The sequence below is a fragment of the Idiomarina baltica OS145 genome (assembly GCF_000152885.1).
GTDB classification, from domain to species: domain Bacteria; phylum Pseudomonadota; class Gammaproteobacteria; order Enterobacterales; family Alteromonadaceae; genus Idiomarina; species Idiomarina baltica.
In genome coordinates this window covers 230,982-257,150 of sequence record NZ_CH672407.1, presented here as the reverse complement: position 1 = coordinate 257,150, position 26,169 = coordinate 230,982, and the positions used below count along the sequence as shown (strand labels likewise).

Genomic DNA, 26,169 nt, shown 5'->3' with positions numbered 1-26,169 from the left:
TAGTTGACGACGAGAATGCTTAAGGACTAGCAAGCTATGGATATATCCGATATTAAAACACAACATGTTGATGACTCGTTGGATAAGCAGCAAGCTGCGGTTCCTATGTTGGTAATTGCGCTTCACCCAAATCTCAACCGAGTGGGAGAAGTCGCGCCATTACTCGACTTAGATCGTGAGGGTCGTGGCTATGTTAGTCGTAATCGTCCTGAATTCTCAAAAAGCGGATATGCAGGTAAACCGCTGGCTGATCAACACATCAGCCGCTCACCTCTAATCATTCAAAAAGACTCTGATGAGTTGTTCCGTGTTCGCGCTCACAGTACGAGTACGGAAGTTTCGATCCCAGGCCGTTCGCTTCAGCAAGAGTACCTGTTAACGGCCGACGATATGCATGAGGGCGTTATTTTGACCTTGAGTCAGAAGGTCGTACTCATTTTAAAGTTTTTACCTCTGCAACACATGATTGTTCCTGATGACAACATGATTTTAGGTATTAGTCCCGATATTGCGGCGGTGAGAGATAAAGCAAAAAATATTGCACGACTCAGCCTACCGGTCATGATTCGAGGAGCGGCAGGTGTTGGTAAAGAGCACGTTGCACGCAGTATTCACGAGTACAGTGATCAAGCCAATGAACCGTTCATTTCAGTGAATGTCGCCGCGATACATGATGCGGTTGCCGAAGAAGAGCTATTTGGCGTGGTTCGCAATGGTCAGAGAAAAAGAGGCTGGTTGGAGCAAGCAGGCAGTGGAACGATACTGTTAGAAGACTTAGAGGACGCCTCAGAAAAAGTCCATGAACTGATATTTAAGGCGTTTAAAGCCCAGAAAGTATTGGCAGTAAATGATGCGAACTCGGTCGCCCTAAAGTGTCGATTCATGCTGACAAGTACTTACGACAACTGTCCAGAAAATAAAAGCTCGGTCTTGTGGCGATTAAATAATTTGTTGTCAGCTTATCAGTTCTTTGTTCCGAACCTGGTCGACCGGCGAGAAGACATCGGTTTGTTATTTTATCACTTTGTCGCTGAACAGTGGGCGCGCGTTCATGCGGAGAAGGCGATGACAGCCGAGGTCCCTACTGACTTAGTCGTACAGTTGTTAATGTTTAATTGGCCTGGGAATGTGCGACAACTGCGTAACGTTGCGCGACAGATTGTCATTGATAGCCGTGATAAAGAGAGCCTTTATTTGGATCCGCAGCTGATTAATATTCTTGCAAACAAACAAGAATCAGCAGCGCAAACCAGCAGCAAAAAAGTGACAAAATCGCGTAAGCCTAACAGTGTCAGCAAAGATGAACTCATCGAGTCTTTACAGAATAACCGCTTTGAGTTGCAAGCAACTGCACGGGAACTGAACATATCCCGAGCCTCTGTTTATCAGCTTATTCAGCGCTTCGATGGAATTCAAACAGCGCAGGATTTAGATGAGGTGACGATTCGAGAGCACTATGAACGGTACAATGGTGACACAGAAAAAATGATGTGGGCATTGAAAGTATCCCAAGTAGGTTTGAGGCGTCGGCTTAAAGCGATGGGTTTAGCAATATAGGTTGAAAGTTAGGCATATTAAACACGGCGAAAATCCGATAAACTGTGCGGTCAGCACTTGCAATTAAGAAATCAGCCCTCATCTGAAATGGGTGGCGTTAAAATATTATAAAGCAACATCAATTGAGGAAACATTATGAGTTTTTTTATTAGCCCTGCGTACGCGCAAGATGGTGCAGCTGCTCAAGGTGGCGGCATGGAATTGATCATCATGCTGCTATTATTCGGTTTGGTATTTTACTTTCTGATTTATCGTCCACAAGCGAAGCGTATGAAGCAGCATAAAGAGCTCATTGGTTCGCTGAGCAAGGGTGACGAAGTACTCACTCAAGGCGGCATGGTTGGCAAAATTACTAAAGTGAGCGATGACAAAGATTTTATCGTCATCGCGCTGAGTGAAGAAATGGAAGTGACAGTACAAAAAGCAGCTGTAACCTCTGTTCTTCCTAAAGGTACAATGAAGTCTCTCTAATAGAAAATGTAAGGTAGGCACGACGTGTTAAATAAATACCCGTTGTGGAAAAACCTGCTCGTTATTTTCGTTATTTTGTTGGCAGCGCTGTATGCGCTGCCTAACATTTACGGCGAAGATCCCGCAGTACAAATTTCCGCAGATCGTCAAGCAACAGTAGATGCCGCAACGCTTGATCTAGTTCGCGAAACGCTGAAGTCAGAAGACATTTCACCTAAATCGATTGCGCTTGAGCAAGAACAAGTACTCGTACGACTGAGCTCCGATAAAGAGCAACTACAAGCGCGTGAAGCCCTCAATAAGCGCTTAGGTGATCACTATATTGTAGCCCTTAACTTGGCACCAGCAACGCCGAGTTGGCTGAAAAGTATTGGTGCTGAGCCCATGAAATTGGGCCTAGATTTACGTGGTGGCGTTCATTTCTTGATGGAAATCGATATGAACGAAGCCATGCGCAAGATCTTAGATGGTATGAAAGATACTATTCGTAGCTCTTTGCGCGAGGAGCGTATTCGTTACACTAACGTAAGCGTTGAAGATAATGCCATTAACGTTGAGCTTCGTTCAGATGAAGACTTTCAACAGGCAGAGCAGTATTTAGATGGTCGTTATCAAGGCTATCAAATGGTTGTCGATGCAGAAACCAATACTGTAACCATGCGAATGACCGAGCAAAAACTCGCGGAAACGCGTGATTATGCGGTGTCGCAAAATATTACTATCATGCGTAACCGGGTTAACGAGCTTGGTGTTGCGGAGCCTGTTATCCAGCGTCAAGGCGCAAATCGCATTGTCGTGGAATTGCCGGGCGTGCAGGATACAGCGCGTGCTAAAGAAATTTTGGGTGCGACAGCGACGCTCGAGTTTCGCATGGTAGATACCGAAAATGATGTACGAGATGCAGTCAATGGTCGAGTACCGTTTGGTAGTGAGTTACTCCCTTCGCGTAACGGCGGTCCACAGCTGTTAAAAGAGGATGTGATTCTAACAGGCGACCATATTGTTAATGCGGGCGTTGGTTACGACGAATATAATCGTCCTCAGGTAAATATCGAGTTGGATGGTGTTGGCGGTGACAAGATGTCATTGGCGACCAAAGACAATGTCGGCAAACCAATGGCTACGGTATTCATGGAGTATGAATCAACTGGCGAACGCGATGCTGAGGGTAATCTGCAATTTAATAAGAAAGCAGAAGTCGTCAGTGTGGCAACAATTCAATCTCGTTTAGGTAGCAGCTTCCGTATCACCGGTGTAGGTCCGCAAGAAGCGCAAAACCTTTCACTCTTGCTCCGTGCGGGTGCGTTGATTGCGCCGATTCAAATTGTTGAAGAACGGACAGTGGGTCCGAGTTTAGGTCAACAAAATATCGATGCAGGTACTCAAGCGATTATTTGGGGCTTGGTGTTAGTGCTCCTATTTATGGTTATCTATTACCGTAAGTTTGGTCTTGTTGCTGACATGGCTTTGGCAGCTAATATCGTGCTTATCATTGGTGTTATGTCGATGATACCGGGTGCAACGCTCACTCTTCCTGGTATGGCAGGTATCGTTCTGACAGTCGGTATGGCGGTCGATGCTAACGTGCTGATATTCGAACGTATTCGCGAGGAAATACGCGCTAAGCGAAGTCCGCAACAAGCGATTCATCATGGTTATGATAGTGCCTTGTCGACCATCGCTGATGCGAACATTACCACGTTGATCGCTGCGATTATCCTCTTTGCCGTAGGTAATGGCCCGGTTAAAGGATTCGCGATTACATTGGCGATCGGTATTATCACTTCGATGTTTACTGCAATAGTAGGCACGCGAGCGATAGTGAACTCCGTATGGGGTGGTAAGCGTTTAAGCAAGTTATCAATTTAGGGTGAATGATGAGACAGTTTATTAAAACAAAAGAACGCATAGGATTCATGCGCTTCCGTGGAGTATTTGCGCTCATCAGTGGCTTGCTCCTTATCGCGTCAATTGTTTCGTTATCGGTAAACAAACTTAACTTTGGCTTAGACTTTACTGGCGGAACGCTTATTGAAGTCGGTTTCCCACAAGCGGCTGAGCTTGATCAGGTTCGCAGTACGCTTGAAGCCGGTGGGTTTGATGATGCCGTGGTGCAGAATTACGGCACCCAGCAAGATTTATTGATCCGATTGGCACCTAGAGAGGGTGTAAAAGCGGAGGAGCTGGGAACACAAATTTTAACGACCCTGCGTGAAGGAATTGATAATTCCATCGAAATGCGTCGGATCGAATTTGTGGGACCTAACGTGGGTGACGAATTTGTCGAACAGGGCGGGTTAGCGATGCTGACCGCGTTGATATGTATCTTGATATACATCGCAATGCGTTTCGAATGGCGTTTGGCTGTTGGTGCTGTTTCAGCACTCGCGCACGATGTTATTTTAACGCTGGGTTTGTTCTCGGCTTTGGGTCTCGAGTTTGACTTAACCGTGTTGGCGGCACTTCTTGCGGTGATAGGTTACTCAATTAACGATACTGTGGTTGTCTCGGATCGCGTACGTGAGACGTTCCGTAAGTACGCTAAGTTGACACCAACGCAGGTTATTAACCGAGCGTTAACGGATACCATGAGCCGTACGTTGATTACGTCATTAACCACTATTTTAGTGTTGTTGGCGCTGTTCTTTGTTGGTGGACAGTTGATCCATGGCTTTGCCACTGCGCTATTATTTGGTGTATTTGTCGGTACTTATTCGTCAATTTTCGTAGCAAGCAGCGTAGCGTTATCGTTAGGTGTTAGCCGTGACGATCTGATGCCAACAGAAGTCGAAAAAGAAGGTGCGGATCAAGATCCGCTGCAATAGTTCATAGGAGATTAATATGCTCGCGGTACTTTCGCCGGCCAAGAATTTAGATTATGAATCCGAACATCTTGCGGTAGAAGCAACGCAACCTCGGTTGCTTGATGAGGCTGAAATACTGGTTCAACGTTGCCGTGAGCTGACTCCACAGCAGCTTGGATCGCTGATGAAGATCAGTGACAAATTGGCGGGTTTAAATGCGGCTCGATTTACTGAGTGGACCCGTCCATTTAATGAAGATAATGCACGACCCGCTATTTACGCATTTAATGGTGATGTTTATGCGGGCTTAGATGCTGAATCAATGACTCACGAAGAAGTGCGATCAGCGCAACAGCAACTTAGAATTTTGTCGGGATTATACGGCTTGCTAAGGCCGCTTGATTTGATGCAGCCTTATCGTCTCGAGATGGGGACTAAGCTCGATAATCAGCGCGGTAAAAATCTTTATGAGTTTTGGGGTGACCAAATTACTGAAATGCTCAATGCGGATTTGAAGCAAACGGGCAGCGATGTATTGGTCAACTTGGCTTCTAACGAGTACTTTTCATCAGTCAACAAAAAGGCATTGAACGCTCAGCTCATTACGCCAGTGTTTAAGGATGAAAAAAACGGCCAGTTTAAGGTCATTAGTTTTTATGCGAAGAAAGCACGAGGGTTAATGGCGCGCTTTATGGTGAACCAAAAGCCTGAAAATGTGTCTGATTTAAAAGCGTTTGACTATGCGGGTTATCGTTTTTCAGAATCTGAATCTAACGAAAAAGAACTTGTATTCAAGCGCGCTGAAAGCGAACGACCTTAATCTATTGCAACAATGAGGACCGCAGGGCATGGCAGAACAAGATAATTATCCTGATAAAGAAAGCAGTAGCAACACCGCTCGCTGGGTCGTTGCGGTTATTATTGTCGCTATTATTATTGGTGGCGTTAGTTGGTGGATGTTAAGTGGCTCAAATAACAACGAGGCAAAACAGACACAGTCGATGGATTTGCCAAAGCAGCCTGAAGAGGCGCCTGCGGTCGAACCGAAAGAGCCTGAGCCACAGCCGCAGCCAGAACCAGATCCTGAACCAGCAGCGACGCCAGAGCCGACCACCGAGGTGGTGGAAGAGCCAGAACCGGCTATCACGCTACCTGATCTCAACGAGAGCACCCCGACAGTGCTGCAAGAATTGGATAATAGTGGCATAGAGATACAGCCACTGAAGAGCTCGCAACTGATTAAAGACGCTGTGGTTATTATCGATAACCTAAGAAATGGCATGTTGGTGACTGACAGAACCGTAGTGCAGCGCCCAGATGGCCGGTTCTCAGTGATTGAAGTCGAGGGCGACTTGTATATTGATGAGCAAAGCTATCAACGTTACGATCCTATCGTCGACTGGTTTACCAGCCTGGATGCCAATGCATTAGTGGATAACTACGAGTTGTTTAAACCGTTGCTTCAAGAGGCATACGGTGAAATCGGTTACCCTGACAGTGAGTTCAAAAATGCGATTATAGAAGCGATTAATGTCTTGTTAGAAACACCCGTGCCAGAGTCTTTGGTGCAAGTCGACGATGACAGTGTCATGTACACGTATCACGATTCGTCGCTTGAGGCCTTACCGCCAGCACAGAAGCAGCTATTGCGCATGGGACCGAACAATATTGAACGAATCAAGGCTAAGTTAAGAGAAGTAAAAGCAGCGTTTCGAGAGAATTAATGACAGAAAATCAAGATTCAATACCTAATAATTTAGAGGGCGATTTCCCGTCACAGGGGAATCGCTTTTCGCGTTGGATAGGGCGAGTGGGGATGCGATTAATGGGGGGATGGAAAATTAATGGTTCCATGCCAAATAGCCGTCAGGCAATTATCCCCATTGCGCCGCATACTTCAAATTGGGATTTCCCTGTTGGCGTGTTTGTGATGCTCGCAATGGGCTTAAAGCTGAACTATTTGGGGAAAGCGAGTTTGTTCCGGTTCCCTATTAAGCGTTTAATGCTCAAATTAGGAGGCATCCCGATTGATCGTTCTGCCGCGAATGGTGTCGTTGGTAAAATGGTTGAAGAGTTTAAGACCAAGCACGAATTAGTTTTAGTGATCACGCCCGAGGGCACTCGCAAAAAAGTGAAGCAATGGAAGTCAGGTTTTTTGCATATTGCAAAGCAGGCAAATGTACCGGTTGTGCCCGTTGCGATGGACTTTGCTCGTAAAGCAATTGATATAGGCCCTGCGATGATGATTAATGGCGAAATCGAACGTGAGTTGGAACGTGTAAAGTCGTTTTTCGCTCATGCACAGGGTAAGCGTGCGTAATGGTCGTTCGGCGTCTTTGTATCATTTTTTGGACTGTGTTCGCTCTTGCGCTGAGTGAAAACCTCGGCGCAGCCGAGTTTTGGCAAGACGATTGGTCAATGGGGCAGCGTATTGAGTCCTCTCGACTCGAAATAACAGCACTTAAAGCTGATGATGCCAGTGCTATCTATCGCGCTTACATGGACTCTCAAGCTTGGTTGTATCATCAGCTTGGATGGAGCTGGCCCAGTAGTAAAACGTCGGAAGAACAGAACGCATCGATGGTGCAACATCTGCTAAAGCAGATGAAGCAAAAAAATGGCTTTAGCTTTGTCGTCACTGATAAAAAGCGGAACAAAGTGGTTGGCATGGTGTACTTTGCTCCAGTTTCAGCAGAGCGTGGTAATGGTGCTGCGCTTGATACCAGCAATATTCAAGCGGAAGTGACGTGGTGGTTAGGGAAAAAGGCAGTCGCCGATAACCTACATAATGATTTGTTTGCGCTGACGACCGACTGGTTAAGAGCTGGCTGGCCCTGGGGTCAAGTGCTATTCCCTGTTTCTGAGTCAAACCAATCGGCGCTCGCTGTATTGGATAATAGCGCAGCACGAAAGGTGGCGATGAATAGGGATACACATGAAGTATTTTATTCTTATACGTTAGCCCGAAAATAACGTTAAAATATGGTATTATTTGCGCATTATTGAGATCACAAGGAATTCCAAGCATGCATATCATTGAGGGTGGCATAAACGCACCAGGCAAAAAGTTTGCTATTATCGTCTCTCGTTTTAATCACTTTGTCGTTGAAAGCCTCCTTCAGGGCGCTGTGCAGACACTAAAGCAATATGGTCAGGTCGCAGATGACGATATTACCGTGGTTAGAGTGCCGGGTGCTTACGAAATCCCAGTAACCGCGAAGCGACTCGCAGAATCGGATAAGTTTGATGCGATTATTGCGGTCGGCGCAGTTATTCGAGGTGGAACACCGCACTTTGATTTTGTCGCTGGAGAAAGTAATAGCGGCTTAGGCCGAGTTGCTATGGAATTTGGTCTACCAGTGGCGTTCGGTATTATTACCACTGACACGCTGGAACAAGCCATCGAGCGCAGCGGTTCAAAAGCCGGTAATAAAGGCTCTGAAGCAGCATTGAGTGCGTTAGAGATGGTTAACGTCTTGGATAAGATTTAACAGGAACGCATTAAGAATGAAACCAGCAGCACGCAGAAAAGCGAGAAAGCTTGCAGTACAAGCGGTCTACTCGTGGCAGTTATCGCAAAATACATTTAATGAGATAGAAGCACAGTTTCTAACCGACAATGACACCAGTAAAGTTGATGTGGATTACTTTCTGGAGTTGCTTCGAGGAGTGGGTGCGTTCTATAAAAGCCTAGATGAAGCGATAGCACCCTATCTTGATCGACCGATCAGCGAATTGGATCCGGTAGAGCTTGCGGTCCTACGTATCGCTGCGTATGAGCTACGTGAACGTTACGATGTACCCTATAAAGTAGCAATTAATGAAGCTATCGAATTAGCCAAGTCGTTCGGTGCTGATGATAGCCACCGCTTTGTGAATGGTGTACTCGACAAAGCTGTCGATGCATTAAGACCTGCCCGCCAATAATAAAAGAGCGGTGCGCCGCTCTTCTCCCTTATGACACAGACTCCAAAACTCGACGAATTCAATCTGATTGAACACTACTTTAAAGCTGAATCTTATCGTGGCGATGTCATCGTTGGCGTAGGAGATGACGGCGCTGTGACAGAAGTGCCTGAAGATCATCAACTCGTTACTGTGACGGATACCATGGTCGAGGGCGTTCATTTTGATAAAAATACCCCCCCACGTGCAATTGGACACAAATTAGTCGCCGTGAACTTAAGTGATTTAGCGGCGATGGGGGCAGTGCCGAGTTGGGGAAGTCTGGCACTGACTTTACCGCGAGTTGATACTGATTGGCTGCACGATTTTAGCGAAGGCTTAAAAGAGATCTCAAACTACTATGAGTGTGATCTGATAGGTGGTGATACAACGCGTGGTCCTTTAACGTTGACTTATACTGCTCAAGGCGTTGTGCCCAGCGGTACGGCGATTAGACGCGATCAAGCGCGGGCTGGAGATTGGCTGTACGTGAGTGGCTCGTTAGGTGATGCGGGTTTAGCATTGCGGTTATTACAAGGTGAATTGTCGGCAACTCATCGCCATTTACAGTCATTAATTAATCGATTGCACTATCCCACTCCGAGGGTCGCTTTAGGGCAGCTATTACGTGGTGTTGCTAATAGTTGCATCGATGTTTCAGACGGGCTATTGGCAGACTTGTCTCATTTGTTGCCTACAAACGCTCAAATGGGCGTTCAGTTAGAGCTTGATAAATTGCCTTTATCGATGGCTTTAACTGAAACTCTCGACTTGGATGAGGCGTTTTCATTGGCGTTAACTGCGGGTGATGACTATGAACTTTTGTTTACTGTACCAGAGCAGAATCGCGGACGACTTGAAACCATCACGTCACATCTAAAAGACAAACCTATTTGTATCGGTCGAATGGTAAAGGATGAGACACGTCAGGTGAGAATGACTTACCAAGGCGAGCCGTGGGAACTCCCTAAAATTGAATTGGGTTACAACCATTTTGGAGCGTCCTAATATGCGCCGATTTCCTGGGCTTTCACTTGCGAATCCAGTTGATTTACTTGCTCTTGGATTTGGCTCTGGACTAGCACCAAAGGCACCAGGCACGTTCGGCACGTTGGCTGCTGTTCCATTGGTCTACGGTATGCTTTGGTTAGACATCACTAGCTATAGCCTGTTTGTCGCGCTTAGCACCCTGCTAGGCATCTATATTTGTCGCAGTGCGGCCGATAAAATGGGTGTACACGATCATCCAGCAATTGTTTGGGATGAGTTCGTCGGCTTGATGTTTACCATGTGGGCCATGCCAGCTAACTGGGCTTTACTTATGGTCGGCTTTTTGGTCTTTCGCGTATTCGACATTCTCAAACCATGGCCAATTAGCTGGTTGGACAAACGCCTGCATGGCGGAACAGGTATTATGTTAGATGACGTGCTTGCGGGGATCGCGAGCAACCTCGTTTTACAACTGATACTTGCGACAACAATCGGTCATGACTGGTTTCTGTAGGCGCGTGGCGCCTGTTAGCTGTTTAAATAGTCTTGTATACGCGACTTAATCGCCGTAGCGTTCAGTCCAATTTCTTGTTTAACCTCATCTTGACTACCGTGCTTTATAAACTCATCAGGTAAACCAATGTTTAGAACTTGAGTATTGATTCCTGAATTCGCCAGTGCTTCGTTTACGGCACTACCTGCACCACCTGCGATGGCATTTTCTTCAAGCGTTACAACAAGCTGATGGCGACGAGCGCAATCAATCGCGACTTGCTTATCAAGTGGCTTCACAAAGCGCATATCGACTACTGTTGCATTGATATCTTCGGCGACCGCGATAGCCTCGGGTAGCAGCGTGCCAAAGTTTAGGATCGCAACGTCGTTACCCTGACGTATGATGTTTGCTTCACCTAACGTAAGTAACTTATCGTGTTCTCGTAATGTGACACCGGTACCGCTACCACGGGGATAGCGGACTGCAGCAGGCCCCTGATGGCAATAGCCAGTGTAAAGCATATCGCGACACTCCTGTTCGTTACTGGGTGTCATAACGACCATATTTGGAATGCAACGGAGGTAACTTAAGTCAAATGCACCTTGGTGAGTAGGTCCGTCTGCACCAACAATACCTGCGCGATCAATAGCGAACAATACATCGAGATTTTGTAACGCAACATCATGAATGACTTGATCATAGGCGCGCTGCAAAAAGGTTGAATAAATAGCCACAACAGGTTTAAGACCAGCAATGGCGAGCCCAGCCGCATAAGTTACGCTGTGCTGCTCGGCGATAGCGACATCAAAATATTGCTCGGGATAAAGTTTTGAGAATTTGACCATTCCCGACCCCTCTCGCATTGCAGGGGTAATGGCCATTAACTTGGCATCGTCTTGTGCGTGATCACACAACCAATCACCGAACACCTCTGAGTAACTTGGGATTCCGGGCTTTTTCGCCGGTAGCTTGGACAGCGACGGATCAAATTTAGGCACGCCATGATAACCGATAGGATCGGCTTCTGCAGGCCGATAGCCTTTTCCCTTTTGCGTGACTACGTGAAGCAGCTGTGGACCGCGTAAGTGCTTCATATTACGCAGCGTTTCAACTAAGGTGTCCACATCGTGCCCATCAATGGGACCAATATAATTAAATCCGAGCTCTTCAAAGATAGTACCGGGTGCCATCATACCTTTCATATGCTCTTCAGCACGGCTAGCTAAGTGATGGATGGGCGGTAACGGCTTAAGCAGTTTTTTGCCTTGCTCACGTATTTTGGTATAGAAACGCCCCGACAAAAGACGCGCGAAATGCTGATTCAAGGCACCTACGTTCTCAGAAATCGACATGTCGTTATCATTTAGTACCACTAACATGTCAGGCTTAATATCGCCTGCATGGTTCATCGCTTCAAACACCATGCCGGCTGTCATTGCACCGTCACCAATAATTGAGACGACCTTTTCGTTAGAACCACTGCGCTGGGCGGCAACCGCCATACCTAATGCTGCTGAGATTGAGGTACTGGAGTGACCAACAGACAAAACGTCATACTCACTTTCTTCCCGCCATGGGAATGGGTGCAAACCATCTTTCTGTCTGATTGTATGCAGCGCCTTTTTTCGTCCTGTTAAAATCTTATGGGGATAGGCTTGATGACCAACGTCCCAAACTAGCTTATCTTTTGGTGTGTTGTAGACGTAGTGCAGAGCGACGGTCAGTTCAACTGTACCCAGCCCTGATGCTAAGTGACCACTACTGCGACTGACAGAGTCCAGTAAGTAGGCGCGTACTTCCTCACAGAGCGCGTTTAATTGATGTGTAGGCAGCTTGCGTAGATCTGTTGGGTATTCAATACCGTCTAATAATTTGGTCATAGGTCTCGTATTACTTAGTGATCGCGCTTCAGCAAGATCTCTGAAAATGTTTCTAGTTTTTGGGTATTGTACGGGATCTTGTTGAGTGACAGTAGTGCTTGTTGATGCAATGACAGCAGTTTTTCACTGGCTCCGTCAAGCCCCAGTAGCGCAACGTAAGTCGCCTTGTGGTGGGCTTCATCTGAACCTTGTGGCTTACCCATAACTTCAGTGTTTCCGACGACGTCAAGAATATCGTCGTAAACTTGATAAGCAAGTCCAATCCAGCTGGCGAAATCACAAAAGTGATCTAAGTATTGTTGGCTTTCGTCGTTACCTGCAAGCACTCCAAGTGCCGCAGAGGCACGTATTAAAGCACCGGTTTTGTGACGATGTATCTTTTCAAGTTCAAGCTCATCAATGGCGCGCCCGGTGGCATCTAAATCCAGCGCCTGTCCAAAACACATACCTTTAGCACCACTGGCGCTGGCCAAATGCTGGATCATTGCGATACGTCGTTGAGAGGAAAGTTTAGTCTCTAAGTTGGTGCTTAATACCTCAAAAGCGAGTGTTTGCAGCGCATCACCGGCTAATACGGCTGTCGCTTCACCGAACTTAATGTGACACGTGGGATGACCTCGGCGTAGTTCATCGTCGTCCATCGCCGGTAAGTCATCATGAATTAATGAGTACGCGTGGATCAATTCTACGGCACAAGCCGCGTCCAAAGCATCGTTAGTTTCAGCCCCACATAATTCGGCCACAGCCATCGTTAAGTAGGGACGGATACGCTTGCCGCCAAGTAAGACGCCGTATGCCATGGCTTCTTTAAGTGAACTAGAAGCAATGTGTGATTCGATCAGTTGGTTTAATCGGTTATCGACGGCACTACGGACCTCGGCTGTAAACTGCTTAATATTCACTCGCGCGCCTCACTGTGCTGTTCACTCAGCACCTGTTCGCCGTTTTTTTCTAGTAACGTTGAAACCTTTTGTTCTGCTGACTGCAACTGCGCTTGGCTTAAACGTGATAGCTTTACCGCTTGTTCAAACTTTTCTAATGACGTCTCCAATGGAAGGTCGCCTTGCTCAAGCTCATTCACTAACTGTTCAAGTTGTTGCAATGCTTGTTCAAACGATAGGTTGTCTTCCTTCTTTGCCATAATGCGTCACCTTTAGTTTCAATATAGGCTCATTATCATATAAAGAAACTCGATTGTCAGCCGATGATCAATGCGTGGTTTACTTAAATTTACAATATAGGTTGCCACAGTGAGTGGGATGTTTAAAATTGATCACGTGCCAAATTTATCGCGTGAAGTGGAGGAAGCTGAGTGGATATAGCAACGCTGGTTGGGATCATTGGAGCCATAGGCTTTGTTGTTGCCGCGATGATATTGGGTGGTGACCCCGGTCTTTTCATTGACACTCAGTCTTTATTGATTGTTGTGGGTGGCTCGCTGTTTATCGTTATGGCCAACTTTCCACTACAACAGTTTTTTGCCACCGGCAAAGTCGTAGTAAAAGCTTTCTTTTTTAAAATAGAACACCCTCAAGAACTTATCGATAGTGCCGTCGAAATGGCTGACTCGGCGCGTAAAGGTGGCTTCCTAGCGCTGGAAGAGGCAGAGATTCCTAATCCTTTTTTTCGGAAAGGCGTGGATATGCTGGTGGACGGTCATGACGCGGAAGTGGTCAAGCACACTTTGAGCAAAGACATCAGCATGAGTTTTACCCGACATGAAGAGGGGGCTCGGTTTTTTAAAATTTTGGCTGACGTAGCACCGGCAATGGGGATGATTGGTACGCTCATTGGATTGGTTGCGATGCTCGCTAATATGGATGATCCCAAGGCTATTGGTCCGGCGATGTCGGTTGCATTGCTAACAACACTGTATGGTGCATTTTTGGCCAACGTGATTGCGATTCCCATTGCGAATAAATTGGTGCTGCGAGCGGAACAGGAAAAGCTGAACCGGCAGCTCATTTTGGATGCTATTTTAGGAATTCAGGATGGACAAAACCCACGGGTTATTGAGGGCTTGCTACGTAATTACCTCGCCGAATCCAAACGTGTCAATGAAGGGAATGAGGACGAATAGCGCCTATGGCTGCCGCAGACGATCAAGAAGAATGCCGTTGCCCGCCCCCTGGGCTTCCTATGTGGATGGCGACTTTTGCTGATTTAATGACACTACTAATGTGCTTCTTCGTGCTGCTTCTTGCTTTCTCTGAAATGGATGTTCTTAAATTCAAGCAAATTGCCGGCTCTATGAAGTATGCGCTGGGTGTTCAGAATAAAATTGAAGTAAAAGACATACCCAAGGGAACAAGTATTATTGCACAGGAATTTCGGCCTGGGCGTCCTGAACCTACGCCCATCGAGACCATTCAGCAACAAACAGTCGAAATGACCCAACAAACCTTGGAGTTTCAAGATGGGGAATCAGACTTTGCAGGAGGTAAGCAGGTCGAACGGGGTGGACAGCAAGCCGACAGCGAGGAGGATAAGAAGGCCGTTGATGGAAGCGAGTCCGATCCAGCGGTAGAGCAGCAAGTTAAGGAGCTAATGGAGCGTATCCGAGAGCAATTAAGTGATAACATCAAGGCAGGCTCATTAGAATTAGAGCAATTGGGACAACAAATTATTATTCGAATTAAAGAAAATGGTTCGTTTCCAGAGGGTTCTGCGTTCTTACAGCCGCAATTTAAGCCAGTCATTCGGGAAGTGGCACAAGCGCTTAAAGATATTCCTGGCGAGATAACGATCTCGGGGCATACCGATAATCAACCGTTAGTTTCTGAGATGTACACCTCAAAGTGGGATTTATCCGCTAAACGAGCTGTCGCTGTTGCTGAAGAGATGACTTCAGTAGACGGGTTCGATCAATCACGCCTTGTTACGATGGGTTATGCCGATACAAAACCGATTGTACCGAACAACTCGACCTCTAATCGTGCGCTCAACCGACGTGTTGATATCGCTATTATGCAAGGCAAGGCGAAAGAGTCCGACCCGGTGGATGTAATTGACTAGCTCGGGTGGCTCACAGCGTTAAAAAATCGTATAATGATCGGTTTTTAGACTAGCTAAAACTGGGGCCTCCATGAAGTTCGTTGTACGGTTGCATGCCGAAATCACCATCAAAAGCCGCTCAGTTCGTAAGCGTTACGGAAAAGTACTCACCAATAATCTACGTAAAGTGTTGGCCGATATAGATGCCGGTCTCTACGTAAAATGGTTGTGGGACCGTATCGAAGTGAGTACTCCCTCAGAAGAGGAAGATGTGCGTCAAGCGGTGATTGATAAATTGGCTTGTACGCCAGGGATTTCATGGTTTGCTGAGGTGGTTGAGCGCCCCCTGGATGAGTTCGAGATCCTTGCCGAGTGGGTCGCGCAGTTCTGGCTAGAAAAAATCGCTCAACAAACCTTTGCGGTCAGAGTAAAGCGTAAAGGGCATCATGATTTCTCTTCACAACAGCTGGAGCGCTACATCGGTGGCTACCTTCTTGAGCATCAACCGACTGCAAAAGTGCAATTAAAGGCGCCTGAGCATGAAATTACTTTGCAAATTATTGAGCAAAATATTCAGTTAGTGGGTACCCGGAGGCAGGGTCTGGGCGGTTTTCCTATTCCTACTCAGGAGACCGTGGTGAGTCTCATGAGCGGCGGCTTCGACTCGAGTGTTGCGAGCTTTGACTTCATTCGTCGTGGCGCGCGCACACACTTTTGTTTTTTTAATCTCGGTGGCGACGCGCACGAAGTCGCCGTTAAGCAAATATGTCATTATCTTTGGGACCGTTACAGTAAGTCGCATCCCATTAAGTTTATCAGCGTGGACTTCGCGCCTATCGTAGAAGATATTCTGACCCACGTCGACAACGGTGCCATGGGAGTTGTTCTAAAACGTCAAATGCTACGAGCAGCAACGCGTGTTGCGGGCTTTTTAAAAGCGCAAGCGTTGGTCACAGGTGAAGCGATTGGACAAGTATCGAGCCAGACGTTGGCTAACTTACAAGTCATCGATAAAGCGACAGATACACTGGTATTGCGTCCACTTATTACAGCGGACAAACAAACCATCGTTGATCAAGCGAAGCGCATTGGAACCGAAGCTTTAGCGAAAACAATCCCAGAGTATTGTGGTGTTATTTCCAATAAACCCACCGTAAAGGCCGACGAGCGAGCTATCTTAGCAGAAGAAGCAAAGCTCGATATGTCGCTTATCGAGCAAGTCGTTCGCAATGCCCAAGTACTTAGTATGCAAGACATTGCCAAGGCAGCACAGGACCAAGTACAAATAAAGCATACAGCGACAGATAAGCCTAAGGTCATCATTGATATTCGAACAGCTGACGAAATTGAAGAGCAACCGCTATCGACCTCCTTTGAGGTGATTGAAATGCCATTCTTCAAGGTTCAGTCAGAATTTGTAAAACTGGATGACGCAAATCACTATCTATTATATTGTTCGCAAGGTGTGATGAGTAAAATGCAAACGTTACTTCTGCAGGAAGCAGGATACAGTAACGTTTCGGTGTATGAAGGACAGGACGTTGAGTAACCTAACGAGTTCTCGCATGTTTGCGCGTGCGATTTTTTTAAGCTTATTAATTGTGATCACCATCGCGTTCTTATGGCAGTTTCCAAGTCATGAAGCGAGCCGTATGATCCCTCATGCAGATAAATGGGTTCATTTTAGTGCTTTTTTCCTGTTGAGCGTGACCCTTCACAAGGCCTTTGACCTATCGGGTAAACTCGCAAGCTCACTGCTACTCATATATGGCTGTGCGATAGAAGTGATTCAGTATTATATTCCAGGGCGAGGCTCTGACGTAATGGATTGGCTTGCTGATGCTGCGGGCGTGACGGCTTACTTTACCTTGCTGTGGCTCTATCGAAAGCGCCGCGATTAACGGCGCTTCTTTGTTTTCTTACTTTGCTTCTTCTTCTTAACACGCTTTTTGTCTGTCGATGGAAATTTATACTGCGGCTTGAGCCCATCAATCACACGTCTATCAAGACGATGCTCCATGTAGCGTTCGATTTTTCCTAGCAGAAGTGCATCATGCGCTTCTACGAGTGAAATAGCTAATCCTTTTTGACCGGCGCGGGCAGTACGACCTATTCTATGCACATAAACGTCTGCCTGTTTAGGCAAATCATAGTTAATGACCAATTTAATATCGTCAATATCGAGTCCGCGAGAAGCCACATCAGTTGCGACTAACACGGCGTTATCACGACGCTTAAATTCGATGATTTTCTGTTGTCGTTCAGCATGTGGTAAGTCACCACGTAAAAACATGACGGGTACGTCTTGTGATTGGAGAAAGCTGGCTAGCGCCTGCACTCGTTCGCGGGTGCGCGCAAAAACAATCGAGCGACCACTATGCTGCTTTAATATCGCCATCAACAATTGACGCTTGTGATCATCGGTATCTGCAAGATATGCGTGTTCAATTATTTTACCGCGTTCTCGCTTAGGAGGCGTGACCTCAATAAGTTCGGGTTCATTTAATAGCGTGTGCGAGAATGCTTTCACACCGTCACTTTCAATCGTCGCTGAACAAAGAATTGCATGTTGACGATTACGCGCGTGCAGCGCAATGTCCTTAACAACGCCTTTAAAGCCCATATCCAGCATACGATCGGCTTCATCAATAACTAACCATTCAACGGCTTCTAGCTCGTATTGCTCGGCTTCTAATAAGTCTAATAGTCTGCCTGGGGTTGCGATGACTATGTCATGGCTCTGCTCCAGTCGGCTCAACTGACTACCGTAATTGACGCCGCCAGTAACGACGACAGAAGAGAGCTCTGTGAGCGCACGAAACATCTCTGCTTGTTGATATATTTGTTCCGCCAACTCACGAGTTGGCGCCAAAATAAGTGCGCGCGCAGCGCCCGGTTGCTTGCGAGGAAAGTCCATCATGTGTTGTAGCACAGGAAGCAAAAACGCTAAGGTTTTGCCTGTACCTGTGGGCGAGCTAATCAGTAGATCATGGCCATCCATTGCGGCTGGCAACGCTGCCTGCTGGACTTTAGCCGGTTTATTAAGACCGGCTGCTTTAAGTACTGATATGAGCGCATCATCAAGCTCTAATTCTTGCCAATCTGGCGTCATTCACTGAATTCCTAAAAATAAAATTAACGAAGTAACAGCACGGGTATTTGCGAACGAGAGAGCACTCTCGACGTGGTGCTACCCATAAATAGCTGACGTAACTTAGAGTGGCTATATGCCCCCATAACAAGCATGTCGATATTACGTTCTTGTTGAATATCGTGCAAAGTTGATTCAACGTCGCCCGCTCGGATCTCATAGCTGACTTTATGACGAAATTCTTGCAGATGACTGACGGCAGCCTCGACCGATGCCGTTGCATCGGCTGTCGCGGCACCTACCATCACCACATGGATAGGCATGCCGACAAAAAGAGGTGACTCCGCAAGCATTTTTACGCCTTTACGTGACACATCACTCCCATCAAACGCCAACATGACGTTCGTCGGCGCATGGTACTCAGGGGGAACGGCCAAAATTGGACGATGTATATTTCGCACAATAGTTTCAATCTGATGACCAAGCCGATCGCTGTCACATGTTTGTGCTCCATGTAAGCCAATGACGAGGAGTCGCAGGTTATCCTCAAGTGCTGTCAGTGACTCAGCTAAATCACCATGACGCTGACGCACATGCACGTCTTCTGCACCCATTTCTTCGGCTTGATTTTTCGCTGCTTCAAGCAGATGATGGCCATGCTCTAAGGCTATCTTATTACGACGCTCATCGAGTTCGGCTAGCTCTTCGAGCAGCGACTCTCGGCTTCCTAGGCCAATATTGCCGGTCATGTCCGAATTCACTGGGTAACGCATTTCGTCAAGTACATGGAAAAGCGTCAGTGGTGTTTGAAGTTGCTTTGCGGACCATGTCGCGTATTGCGTGACAGCATTGGCCATACGCGACTCATCAATACAAGCGATAACGTGTTTCATACGACTTACCTTAATTAATGTCCGATCAAGTCTTTGGTATCACTTTGGTTATGTTCACCAAAGCGGTCGACAATGGTCGCACTTGCTTTATTCAGCCCAATAACATCGACTTTTGCACCTTCACGTCTAAATTTTATAACGACACGATCCAGTGCGTTGACAGCAGTAATGTCCCAGAAGTGAGCTTCGCTTAGGTCAATGACAATCTTATCTACGCCTTCTTTAAAGTCAAAGGCTGCAATAAACTTCTCTGATGAACTAAAGAATACTTGTCCTGCAACTTTGTAAGTGCGGCAGAACGAAGCTTCATCTAAGCTCGATGTGACGGCCATATAATGGCCGACTTTATTAGCAAAGAATACTGAAGCTAATAACACGCCAACAAATACGCCGAGTGCCAAATTGTGAGTCGCGACGACTACTGCGACCGTCGCTAGCATCACAATGTTGGTAGACAATGGATGTTGTTTGAGGTTTCGAATCGAATCCCAACTAAAGGTGCCAATTGACACCATAATCATAACCGCCACTAGCGCAGCCATGGGAATTTGTTTTAACCATTCATCTAAAAACAAGATCAATATCAACAAAAAGGTACCGGCGATAAACGTAGAAAGACGCGTGCGGCCCCCCGATTTTACGTTGATAATCGATTGCCCTATCATTGCGCACCCGGCCATACCACCAAGGAGTCCTGAGCCGATATTGGCGATACCTTGGCCTTTACACTCACGATTGCGATCACTGGATGTATCGGTGAGGTCATCAACAATGGTAGCGGTCATCAGCGACTCAAGCATACCGACAACTGCTAAGCCCAATGAGTACGGAAAGATAATAGCAAGCGTTTCGAAATTGAGAGGTACATCAGGCCATAGGAATACGGGTAACGTATCAGGAAGTTCGCCCATATCACCCACTGTGCGTACATCTATCCCAAAGTAGATGGCAATGACTGTCAGCGATAAAATGCAGATCAAAGGAGATGGTAACAAGCGTCCGATGACAGGGATATAGGGAAAACCGTAAATAATACCCAAACCGGCGAGGGTCATTACGTAAACGTGCCAAGTGACGTTTGTCAATTCAGGTAATTGAGCCATGAATATGAGGATTGCTAACGCGTTAACGAAGCCAGTAACGACGGAACGCGAAACGAAGCGCATGAGTTCGCCCAGTTTCAAGTATCCTGCGACGATTTGTAAAACCCCCGTCAGCAGTGTGGCTGCAAGAAGGTATTGTAAGCCATGCTCTTTAACGAGCGTAACCATCAATAGCGCCATAGCCCCTGTTGCAGCGGATATCATGCCAGGTCGACCGCCGGTAAAAGAGATAATGACGGCGATAGCAAACGACGCGTAGAGCCCGATTTTCGGGTCAACGCCCGCAATAATTGAGAAAGCAATAGCCTCAGGAATCAGTGCTAAAGCAACAACAAGACCTGATAGTACATCACCGCGCAAGTTCGAAAACCAGTTTGCCTGGATAGACTTCCACATAAAACCTTACCAAATTAAAAATACTGTGAGATGGAATGCATCTAGTTTGTATGTCACATGTACGGAGCATGCAGTATAGTTGAGCGAACTGACACGGATGTGACACTGTGGTTAAAGTTCAACCACTGAAGCGCGCGGATTCTAGCACAGGGTTAGGGCGGTAGGCAAAATTGATAGCGTGCGCCGCATGGCGCACGCTGAATATCACTCGAAAGCTTAAAGTCCGAGTTCGGCTTTTCCTTGATTAAACTTAACATCGACTGGAATGCCCGCATCCGATAGCTTATCTAAATCGGACTGTAGCTGAGGGCTAATCACGCCGAGGCGCTGAACTAGCTCACCCACGCCTTGGTAGTTACCGTCACCTTGCAATTGCAAGATTTTCTTCGAAAGACTGGTCATAGCTGCGCGCATTTTTTCCATGTTGATGGCGTATTGACCATCGGCATTGCGAGTAAATGCACCCTCATTGGCAAAGTAGTTAAACCGGATCATGTTAGCTTTACCATGAGCGCTAGAAGCACCAAATCGAACTGAGCGGAAGATACTTGCCATGAAGGTGGTGTAGTAGTCTTGTAGGGTGCCCGTGGTCAGTTCACCTTTCTCAAACAACTGAGTCACCATATATAGACCCAGAATATCGGCCTTGCCTTCTTCCAGTGCTGATGCATGTTCTTTTAATGCAGCGCGCACGGTGCCTTTGTTATTGATTGTGTTTTTAATACCAAGCCCGTGAGCCACTTCGTGGAACATGGTATTCGCGAAGAACGCATCAAAAGTGATATTTTCACGTTGCTCTGGAACAATTAATTGATCTGCAATAGGGCGCAAAATCTTGTCAAACTTAGCACGCATCGCATTTTTAAGCTGTAAGCGGCGAGTACCCTTTTCAAGTTGCACGTATTCATCGTTTGGCAAGTTAATAGCGATGGTTTTGCTACCCGCGTTCGAATGACCAGCAAAGTAGACCGCATCGTAGGCATTTAGCTGTGCGTTCGCGCCTGGCATTTCTTGCTTGTATTTATCTTCGACAGGCAAGCCGCGTTGTAACTCGGGTAGAAACTGAGCGTATTTAGCAAGTCGATCACTCCACTGCTTGTCTTTTATGAGTACGTAGGCTTCAAATGCTGTTTTGTAGCCAAACAGTTGGTCTTCATAGGTCTCAATCGGCCCTATTACTAAGTCGACGTCGTTGTTCTTCATATCCATCCAAGCAAGATCCGATGGACGATAGTCATTACTTAAAAAGGCATCAGCGCGCAGGTTCAAATATTTCGCAAAGTCTGGATCCTCTGCTAGCTCGGCTGCTTGGCGTAATAATTTAGCGGCCTGCTTTAACTCATTAGCATAAGCCTCTGCATAAGGCACGACCTTGAGTTGGCCTGCACTGTCGCGTCGAATAAGTGTGTATTCACTATCTTTCGTATCGCTATCGAGCTCGTTAAACTCCGCTTTACTCATATCCGCAGGGTAAAAGTTTGCTCCAGGTGGCTTCTCACTGAACTCACGTAAGAAGGGTTTATCACCATTGAGTCGATCCCAGGGGCCATAATTAATGTCAGCAAATGACTGTGCTTGCGATGGCACTGCGCTTAAGAATGAACGTTTGTCATGGGCAAATGCTTGCTGCCAGAATAGGTCGTCCATGATCTTGGCTGCTTCAATCAACAATCCCAACATGTCTTTTTGATTAGCAGTCAGATGCGAAATGTCAGACGTCAGGGTGTAATCGGTATAAATCCCAAACCGATCCTCTGCACCTTTTACAACGGTATATTCAGACGTTTGCTGAGCTGAAGAAGTTGCCGTTTGGTTCGCTTGTGTTTCCTGAGAAGTTGCTTGTTCTGTACAAGCCGATAAAGCAAGAACCAATGGCGCAATGGTGAAAATTTGTTTTAACATAAGTTTAACTTTGTCAGTATAGTAGTAAAATGAGTTAAGATAATTTAATGCGATGTGGACAATATCGCAAGTTGGGTAACCAATAAGGTATGGAAACGAGTCATGACGGCAACCAATGCACTTTATTTATTGATTGAGGATAGAATACAAAGAGATCAACTCAAACTGCCTGGTTTGCCAGAAACAGCAGAACGTATTCGCGAAGCGACGATCAACCCAGATACCAACCTGCATGACCTTGCCGCAATTATCCAGCATGATACAGCATTAAGCGCGCGCTTGATCAGACTCGCCAATAGCGCTTACTTGAGCGGGCGCGCTCGTGCAGAGAGTTTGATGCAAGCACTCACTCGAATTGGACTTCGACGAATTCGAACGTTGGTGGTTGCCATGGCGGTCGAACAAGTTTTTAATCCACAAAACGATATTGTCAAAAAATATGCGGATAAGTTTGTCAGAGAGTCGCGTGACATCGCCGCAGCATCAGTTATCGTCACACAGCACCTGCATGAGCGCGGCTACTGTAACCGGCTACATCAAGACGTTTCTTTGCTCGCTGGGATGGTATGTCGCATTGGTGTGGCGCCAATACTGAAAATTGCCGATGAATTTGATGATAGTTTTGCCAATCCGACGTTCCTGAATCAAACCATTACGCATTTTGATCGGAGTCTAGGTGTGAGTGTGCTCGAGCACTGGCGATTTGCGCCGAACCTTATAAAGGTGCCGTATTTTTTCAATCGCGGCCGATTCGAAGACTTAAATGATCCGCTCGTGGCAAATTATTGCGATATCGTTCACATCGCGAGTCTATTGACGGGTCATTCACAACCCGTCGAAGGTGCCATGACCTTAGCTGAATATCAGCAACGGGAAATTATCCCCGTGCAAGACTTCTGGGAGAACGAGTCCACCCAGAAGCGTTATCAAGCTTTGCGTACATCACTTAGCTGACATACTCAGTAAGTCATCTAGCAGGGCCCCTAACTCGGCAGAGACGAGCGCTAGATCGCTATCTAGTTTTTGCTCAGGCGATGCATCATTCCAATCATCTTGATCGTCAAGTAACTGGTCGGTGGCTTTAATACGCTTAAGCGCCCAGTCTGCTTCGAGTACACATTCGATGCGCTCATTCCAAACCAAGCCTAATTTCACGACCTGTTTGCCGGCGGTTGCGTGTGCCTGAACATCCTCGCGGGTTAAGTCTTCTTGCTTACAGCGAATAATGCCACCATCAGCTTGGGGAGAACGTAGCTCAAGCTCATCACCTAAATCAAAGCGTGAGGGAAGCGACTGTTTTGTCAACCACTCGGTCAAGACCACTTCCGCCGACTCTGCGAGTGCGATGGGTTTTACCGGGAGCGAACCAAGACTGGCACGGAGGAGTCCAAGTAAATCTTCCGCTTTGTTAGCGCTGGATTCATCAACAATGACGAGTTGACGTTTTAGATCAATATAGGCCCAGGTTCGACGGAACTTACTAAATGCTTGTGGCAATAATTGGTGCGTAATATCTTCCTTGATGTTTTTCTTTTCCTTGCCATTGACAGGACGACCCTCGGTGTCTTGAATCGCCTGGACCTTCTGCTCAAGCTCTGCGTTAATGACAGCCGCCGGGAGCACTTTTTCTTCTCGTTGAGCACACACTAAGTAGCTTTGTTCAACAGCATGGTGCAGAACATCGCTCTGAGCACCAAATACAGACGTCCAACCGAAACTGGTCATATCCTGACGTCCACAAGGTTTGAACGCTTGCGCCTCAAGCTGAGACTCAAAGTCCTCGGGTAGTTGGAATGTGTCACTAAAACGATATACGCGGGCGTTTTTAAACCACATAATTAAGCGCCTTTATTTTAAAATAATGATCGGAAAAGAAAATGTGTACGTTAAGCCTTGACCTGGCTCGCTTGTAGCGGTGATTTCACCATCTAATGTTTGTGTGACAAGGTTACGCACGATATGTGTACCTAATCCACTCCCACCTTGGTTTAATTTGGTTGTAAAGAATGGGTCAAATAGCTTGGCTAACTGCTCCTGATTCATACCCTGTCCATTATCTGAGTAAACCACATGAAGTCTATCGTTATCGTTATCATCGGTGCTGGTACGAATTTTAATCTTCATTTCGCCTTCGCTGATACCTTCGAAGCCATGCAATATGGAGTTAATTATAAGATTCGTAAATATCTGTGACAGAGCACCCGCTGCGCAGCGTACGAAGAGGTTGTCTTGACAATCAATATGGACATGATGATTGTGCTTTTTTAACTGTGGCTGAAGCGATTGTACAAGATCATTGATATAGCGTTTAAGGTCAATATCACGAATCGCATCCGATGTTTGGTCGACCGCCACCTGTTTAAAACTACTAATCAACTCTGATGCGCGGTTGAGATTATTCTCTAACAATTGAATGCTCTCGCGACTCTCCTCAATATACTTGGATAATTGTGCTTGAGTGAGCGTTTTATCGTTAAGCATGCGCTCAAGGTTTTCGAGCTTCTCTTTGAGAAATGAATTTGCTGTTACACTAATGCCGATCGGCGTGTTGACGTCGTGTGTAATGCCCGCGACCAAGCCTCCTAAAGAAGCCATCTTCTCTGATTCAATCAACTGTTGCTGGGTATTTTTTAAGTGATCAAGCGATGATTGCAGGCGCTCGTTCGACTCACGTAAATTAGTCTCCATTGACCGGCGTTGACTGATTTCTCGCTCTAGCTTCTCTTGGCGAATTTCCAACTCATTTTTACGCTGTTCAAGGTCTAACATGACTTGACTTAAACGCGATGTCTTGCGCGCAACCTCTTGCTCGAGAATTGCATTTTGTTCATCTAATTGGCGGTTGGCTAACTTAAGTTTATGCTGTGTCCGCTCTAGATCTTCTTGATAGTCCTCAATATTATCGATGAGCTGATTATAAGCTTGCTCAATTAACACCAGTTCGTTGTTATGTCGCTCATCAAGCTTAATGCGTGAAGCATCCAAGTTATCCAGTCGGAAGCTGTTGATTTGTCGCGTTAGGTCGTTTAGCGGCTGGTTAAGCATGCGTTGGAACGCAATACCAAATAAAATCAACAGGAAAGCACTTTTGATGATTGCATTACCAACGATAAAGGCGAGACTAATTTTGATGCGGTCGATAGCAATATCGCGCGTGGTGAACAAAGAGACATCACCAACGCGAGTCGAGTGCCCAGAAAACTCGAAAATAAGCGCGTTGTAAAAACCGAAAGTACCGTTTTCTTCTGGTAGCACATAGCCTTCGGAAGCGCGTTCAGGTAAACCATCCACGGGTAGTGTTTCACCAATTTGAATAACAGGCTTACCACTTTCGTCTCTTATCAGTACGCCAGCAATCGCCGGAATGCTAATCAAGCCGTCAGCAATAGTTTCAATTTGAGGTGTGTTAAATTCCCACAACGATCGCGTGAGCGATCCATTAAAGGTACTTTGTTGGTTTTGCAGTTCCGCAACAAGGACACGTTTTGTGTCAAAGTACTCTGCACCGATTTGTACCGCCGTGACTGTTAGCGTTAATAAAAAATAAACGGACAGAACGCGGGTGAGAAGCGAATAAGATATGCTTTTATAAGCCATAATAAGTTGTAATTAGAGCGCCGCTTACCTAGTTTAAAGACTTTCATTAA

Annotated in this window: 26 protein-coding genes; 17 read left to right on the top strand and 9 right to left on the bottom strand. The window is 46.4% G+C overall.

Annotated features, from left to right (window positions below; translation table 11 throughout):
• Positions 1–36: 36 nt before the first annotated feature.
• The 12 genes from OS145_RS10300 to OS145_RS10245 all read left to right on the top strand — a co-directional run bounded on the left by OS145_RS10300 (position 37) and on the right by OS145_RS10245 (position 10,281).
• Entirely contained in the window at positions 37–1,557 is a 1,521-nt protein-coding gene (locus tag OS145_RS10300; protein WP_006956374.1) for a sigma-54-dependent transcriptional regulator, read from the top strand.
• A gap of 135 nt (positions 1,558–1,692) precedes the next feature.
• Positions 1,693–2,028, top strand: a complete 336-nt coding sequence (gene yajC / locus OS145_RS10295; RefSeq protein WP_006956373.1) for a preprotein translocase subunit YajC — start codon at positions 1,693–1,695, stop codon at positions 2,026–2,028.
• A gap of 24 nt (positions 2,029–2,052) precedes the next feature.
• Positions 2,053–3,897 carry a protein translocase subunit SecD gene (secD, locus tag OS145_RS10290; protein WP_006956372.1) on the top strand — a complete coding sequence of 615 codons (1,845 nt, stop codon included), beginning with the start codon at positions 2,053–2,055 and terminating at the stop codon, positions 3,895–3,897.
• 8 nt (positions 3,898–3,905) lie between these two features.
• Positions 3,906–4,853: a protein translocase subunit SecF gene (gene secF, locus OS145_RS10285; protein WP_006956371.1), complete on the top strand. Its 948-nt coding sequence runs from the start codon at positions 3,906–3,908 to the stop codon at positions 4,851–4,853.
• A 16-nt stretch (positions 4,854–4,869) separates the two neighbouring features.
• Positions 4,870–5,652: a peroxide stress protein YaaA gene (yaaA, locus tag OS145_RS10280; RefSeq protein ID WP_006956370.1), complete on the top strand. Its 783-nt coding sequence runs from the start codon at positions 4,870–4,872 to the stop codon at positions 5,650–5,652.
• Positions 5,653–5,680: 28 nt separating this feature from the next.
• Entirely contained in the window at positions 5,681–6,556 is an 876-nt protein-coding gene (locus OS145_RS10275) for a DUF3014 domain-containing protein (RefSeq protein ID WP_006956369.1), read from the top strand.
• On the top strand, positions 6,556–7,152 hold the full coding sequence (locus OS145_RS10270; protein ID WP_040488092.1) for a lysophospholipid acyltransferase family protein: 597 nt from the start codon (positions 6,556–6,558) through the stop codon (positions 7,150–7,152). The genes OS145_RS10275 and OS145_RS10270 overlap by 1 nt, the downstream gene beginning before the upstream one ends.
• On the top strand, positions 7,152–7,805 hold the full coding sequence (locus OS145_RS10265) for a GNAT family N-acetyltransferase (RefSeq protein ID WP_006956367.1): 654 nt from the start codon (positions 7,152–7,154) through the stop codon (positions 7,803–7,805). The genes OS145_RS10270 and OS145_RS10265 overlap by 1 nt, the downstream gene beginning before the upstream one ends.
• Before the next feature lie 53 nt (positions 7,806–7,858).
• Complete coding sequence (gene ribH / locus OS145_RS10260; RefSeq protein WP_006956366.1) at positions 7,859–8,323, top strand: 6,7-dimethyl-8-ribityllumazine synthase; 465 nt, start codon at positions 7,859–7,861, stop codon at positions 8,321–8,323.
• A 16-nt stretch (positions 8,324–8,339) separates the two neighbouring features.
• Positions 8,340–8,759 (top strand): transcription antitermination factor NusB, encoded by a 420-nt coding sequence (nusB, locus tag OS145_RS10255; protein ID WP_006956365.1) that lies wholly within the window; start codon positions 8,340–8,342, stop codon positions 8,757–8,759.
• A 30-nt stretch (positions 8,760–8,789) separates the two neighbouring features.
• Positions 8,790–9,785: a thiamine-phosphate kinase gene (gene thiL / locus OS145_RS10250; RefSeq protein ID WP_006956364.1), complete on the top strand. Its 996-nt coding sequence runs from the start codon at positions 8,790–8,792 to the stop codon at positions 9,783–9,785.
• Position 9,786: 1 nt separating this feature from the next.
• Entirely contained in the window at positions 9,787–10,281 is a 495-nt protein-coding gene (locus OS145_RS10245) for a phosphatidylglycerophosphatase A family protein (protein ID WP_006956363.1), read from the top strand.
• A gap of 14 nt (positions 10,282–10,295) precedes the next feature.
• Here OS145_RS10245 and dxs read toward each other — a convergent pair whose 3' ends face one another.
• From dxs to OS145_RS10230, 3 genes are read right to left on the bottom strand one after another with little or no spacing between them, the layout of a single operon-like run.
• A complete protein-coding gene (gene dxs, locus OS145_RS10240; RefSeq protein WP_006956362.1) occupies positions 10,296–12,143 on the bottom strand; it encodes a 1-deoxy-D-xylulose-5-phosphate synthase in 1,848 nt (615 codons plus the stop codon).
• Between the two features lie 14 nt (positions 12,144–12,157).
• On the bottom strand, positions 12,158–13,045 hold the full coding sequence (ispA, locus tag OS145_RS10235) for a (2E,6E)-farnesyl diphosphate synthase (protein WP_006956361.1): 888 nt from the start codon (positions 13,043–13,045) through the stop codon (positions 12,158–12,160).
• Positions 13,042–13,284 (bottom strand): exodeoxyribonuclease VII small subunit, encoded by a 243-nt coding sequence (locus OS145_RS10230; protein WP_006956360.1) that lies wholly within the window; start codon positions 13,282–13,284, stop codon positions 13,042–13,044. The genes ispA and OS145_RS10230 overlap by 4 nt, the downstream gene beginning before the upstream one ends.
• A 171-nt stretch (positions 13,285–13,455) precedes the next feature.
• On the opposite strand from OS145_RS10230, the gene pomA reads away from it, so the two are divergent.
• From pomA to OS145_RS10210, 4 genes are all read left to right on the top strand, one after another.
• The gene (gene pomA / locus OS145_RS10225) at positions 13,456–14,223 is read left to right on the top strand and encodes a flagellar motor protein PomA (protein WP_006956359.1); all 768 of its coding nucleotides are present in this window, start codon (positions 13,456–13,458) and stop codon (positions 14,221–14,223) included.
• Between the two features lie 5 nt (positions 14,224–14,228).
• On the top strand, positions 14,229–15,158 hold the full coding sequence (locus OS145_RS10220; protein ID WP_006956358.1) for a flagellar motor protein MotB: 930 nt from the start codon (positions 14,229–14,231) through the stop codon (positions 15,156–15,158).
• A gap of 70 nt (positions 15,159–15,228) precedes the next feature.
• Positions 15,229–16,686 carry a tRNA uracil 4-sulfurtransferase ThiI gene (thiI, locus tag OS145_RS10215; protein ID WP_006956357.1) on the top strand — a complete coding sequence of 486 codons (1,458 nt, stop codon included), beginning with the start codon at positions 15,229–15,231 and terminating at the stop codon, positions 16,684–16,686.
• On the top strand, positions 16,679–17,038 hold the full coding sequence (locus tag OS145_RS10210) for a VanZ family protein (protein ID WP_242603672.1): 360 nt from the start codon (positions 16,679–16,681) through the stop codon (positions 17,036–17,038). Before thiI ends, OS145_RS10210 begins: the two co-directional genes overlap by 8 nt.
• On the opposite strand, the gene srmB is transcribed toward OS145_RS10210, so the two are convergent.
• The 4 genes from srmB to OS145_RS10190 form a co-directional block, all read right to left on the bottom strand.
• On the bottom strand, positions 17,035–18,249 hold the full coding sequence (gene srmB / locus OS145_RS10205) for an ATP-dependent RNA helicase SrmB (protein ID WP_006956355.1): 1,215 nt from the start codon (positions 18,247–18,249) through the stop codon (positions 17,035–17,037). The genes OS145_RS10210 and srmB overlap by 4 nt on opposite strands.
• Before the next feature lie 23 nt (positions 18,250–18,272).
• On the bottom strand, positions 18,273–19,121 hold the full coding sequence (locus OS145_RS10200; protein ID WP_006956354.1) for a universal stress protein: 849 nt from the start codon (positions 19,119–19,121) through the stop codon (positions 18,273–18,275).
• 14 nt (positions 19,122–19,135) lie between these two features.
• Positions 19,136–20,620, bottom strand: a complete 1,485-nt coding sequence (locus OS145_RS10195) for a SulP family inorganic anion transporter (RefSeq protein WP_006956353.1) — start codon at positions 20,618–20,620, stop codon at positions 19,136–19,138.
• A 216-nt stretch (positions 20,621–20,836) separates the two neighbouring features.
• Positions 20,837–22,522 carry a DUF8614 domain-containing protein gene (locus OS145_RS10190; protein ID WP_006956352.1) on the bottom strand — a complete coding sequence of 562 codons (1,686 nt, stop codon included), beginning with the start codon at positions 22,520–22,522 and terminating at the stop codon, positions 20,837–20,839.
• Positions 22,523–22,624: 102 nt separating this feature from the next.
• Between OS145_RS10190 and OS145_RS10185 the strand changes: the two genes are divergently transcribed.
• Entirely contained in the window at positions 22,625–23,476 is an 852-nt protein-coding gene (locus OS145_RS10185; RefSeq protein WP_006956351.1) for an HDOD domain-containing protein, read from the top strand.
• Here the strand turns inward: OS145_RS10185 and rdgC are convergent.
• Positions 23,465–24,358 carry a recombination-associated protein RdgC gene (rdgC, locus tag OS145_RS10180; protein ID WP_006956350.1) on the bottom strand — a complete coding sequence of 298 codons (894 nt, stop codon included), beginning with the start codon at positions 24,356–24,358 and terminating at the stop codon, positions 23,465–23,467. The genes OS145_RS10185 and rdgC overlap by 12 nt on opposite strands.
• A gap of 12 nt (positions 24,359–24,370) precedes the next feature.
• Entirely contained in the window at positions 24,371–26,119 is a 1,749-nt protein-coding gene (locus tag OS145_RS10175) for a sensor histidine kinase (RefSeq protein ID WP_006956349.1), read from the bottom strand.
• Between the last annotated feature and the right edge of the window lie 50 nt (positions 26,120–26,169).

What these genes read in the sequence shown, in the direction of transcription:
- yajC (WP_006956373.1), top strand. Translation starts at nt 1,693, where the DNA reads ATGAGTTTTTTTATTAGCCCTGCGTACGCGCAAGATGGTGCAGCTGCT.
- OS145_RS10300 (WP_006956374.1), top strand. Translation starts at nt 37, where the DNA reads ATGGATATATCCGATATTAAAACACAACATGTTGATGACTCGTTGGAT.
- OS145_RS10275 (WP_006956369.1), top strand. Translation starts at nt 5,681, where the DNA reads ATGGCAGAACAAGATAATTATCCTGATAAAGAAAGCAGTAGCAACACC.
- yaaA (WP_006956370.1), top strand. Translation starts at nt 4,870, where the DNA reads ATGCTCGCGGTACTTTCGCCGGCCAAGAATTTAGATTATGAATCCGAA.
- OS145_RS10220 (WP_006956358.1), top strand. Translation starts at nt 14,229, where the DNA reads ATGGCTGCCGCAGACGATCAAGAAGAATGCCGTTGCCCGCCCCCTGGG.
- ribH (WP_006956366.1), top strand. Translation starts at nt 7,859, where the DNA reads ATGCATATCATTGAGGGTGGCATAAACGCACCAGGCAAAAAGTTTGCT.
- nusB (WP_006956365.1), top strand. Translation starts at nt 8,340, where the DNA reads ATGAAACCAGCAGCACGCAGAAAAGCGAGAAAGCTTGCAGTACAAGCG.
- thiI (WP_006956357.1), top strand. Translation starts at nt 15,229, where the DNA reads ATGAAGTTCGTTGTACGGTTGCATGCCGAAATCACCATCAAAAGCCGC.
- rdgC (WP_006956350.1), bottom strand. Translation starts at nt 24,358, where the DNA reads ATGTGGTTTAAAAACGCCCGCGTATATCGTTTTAGTGACACATTCCAA.
- OS145_RS10200 (WP_006956354.1), bottom strand. Translation starts at nt 19,121, where the DNA reads ATGAAACACGTTATCGCTTGTATTGATGAGTCGCGTATGGCCAATGCT.
- OS145_RS10245 (WP_006956363.1), top strand. Translation starts at nt 9,787, where the DNA reads ATGCGCCGATTTCCTGGGCTTTCACTTGCGAATCCAGTTGATTTACTT.
- secF (WP_006956371.1), top strand. Translation starts at nt 3,906, where the DNA reads ATGAGACAGTTTATTAAAACAAAAGAACGCATAGGATTCATGCGCTTC.
- OS145_RS10195 (WP_006956353.1), bottom strand. Translation starts at nt 20,620, where the DNA reads ATGTGGAAGTCTATCCAGGCAAACTGGTTTTCGAACTTGCGCGGTGAT.
- OS145_RS10185 (WP_006956351.1), top strand. Translation starts at nt 22,625, where the DNA reads ATGACGGCAACCAATGCACTTTATTTATTGATTGAGGATAGAATACAA.
- OS145_RS10175 (WP_006956349.1), bottom strand. Translation starts at nt 26,119, where the DNA reads ATGGCTTATAAAAGCATATCTTATTCGCTTCTCACCCGCGTTCTGTCC.
- OS145_RS10270 (WP_040488092.1), top strand. Translation starts at nt 6,556, where the DNA reads ATGACAGAAAATCAAGATTCAATACCTAATAATTTAGAGGGCGATTTC.
- srmB (WP_006956355.1), bottom strand. Translation starts at nt 18,249, where the DNA reads ATGACGCCAGATTGGCAAGAATTAGAGCTTGATGATGCGCTCATATCA.
- OS145_RS10190 (WP_006956352.1), bottom strand. Translation starts at nt 22,522, where the DNA reads ATGTTAAAACAAATTTTCACCATTGCGCCATTGGTTCTTGCTTTATCG.
- OS145_RS10230 (WP_006956360.1), bottom strand. Translation starts at nt 13,284, where the DNA reads ATGGCAAAGAAGGAAGACAACCTATCGTTTGAACAAGCATTGCAACAA.
- dxs (WP_006956362.1), bottom strand. Translation starts at nt 12,143, where the DNA reads ATGACCAAATTATTAGACGGTATTGAATACCCAACAGATCTACGCAAG.
- thiL (WP_006956364.1), top strand. Translation starts at nt 8,790, where the DNA reads ATGACACAGACTCCAAAACTCGACGAATTCAATCTGATTGAACACTAC.
- OS145_RS10265 (WP_006956367.1), top strand. Translation starts at nt 7,152, where the DNA reads ATGGTCGTTCGGCGTCTTTGTATCATTTTTTGGACTGTGTTCGCTCTT.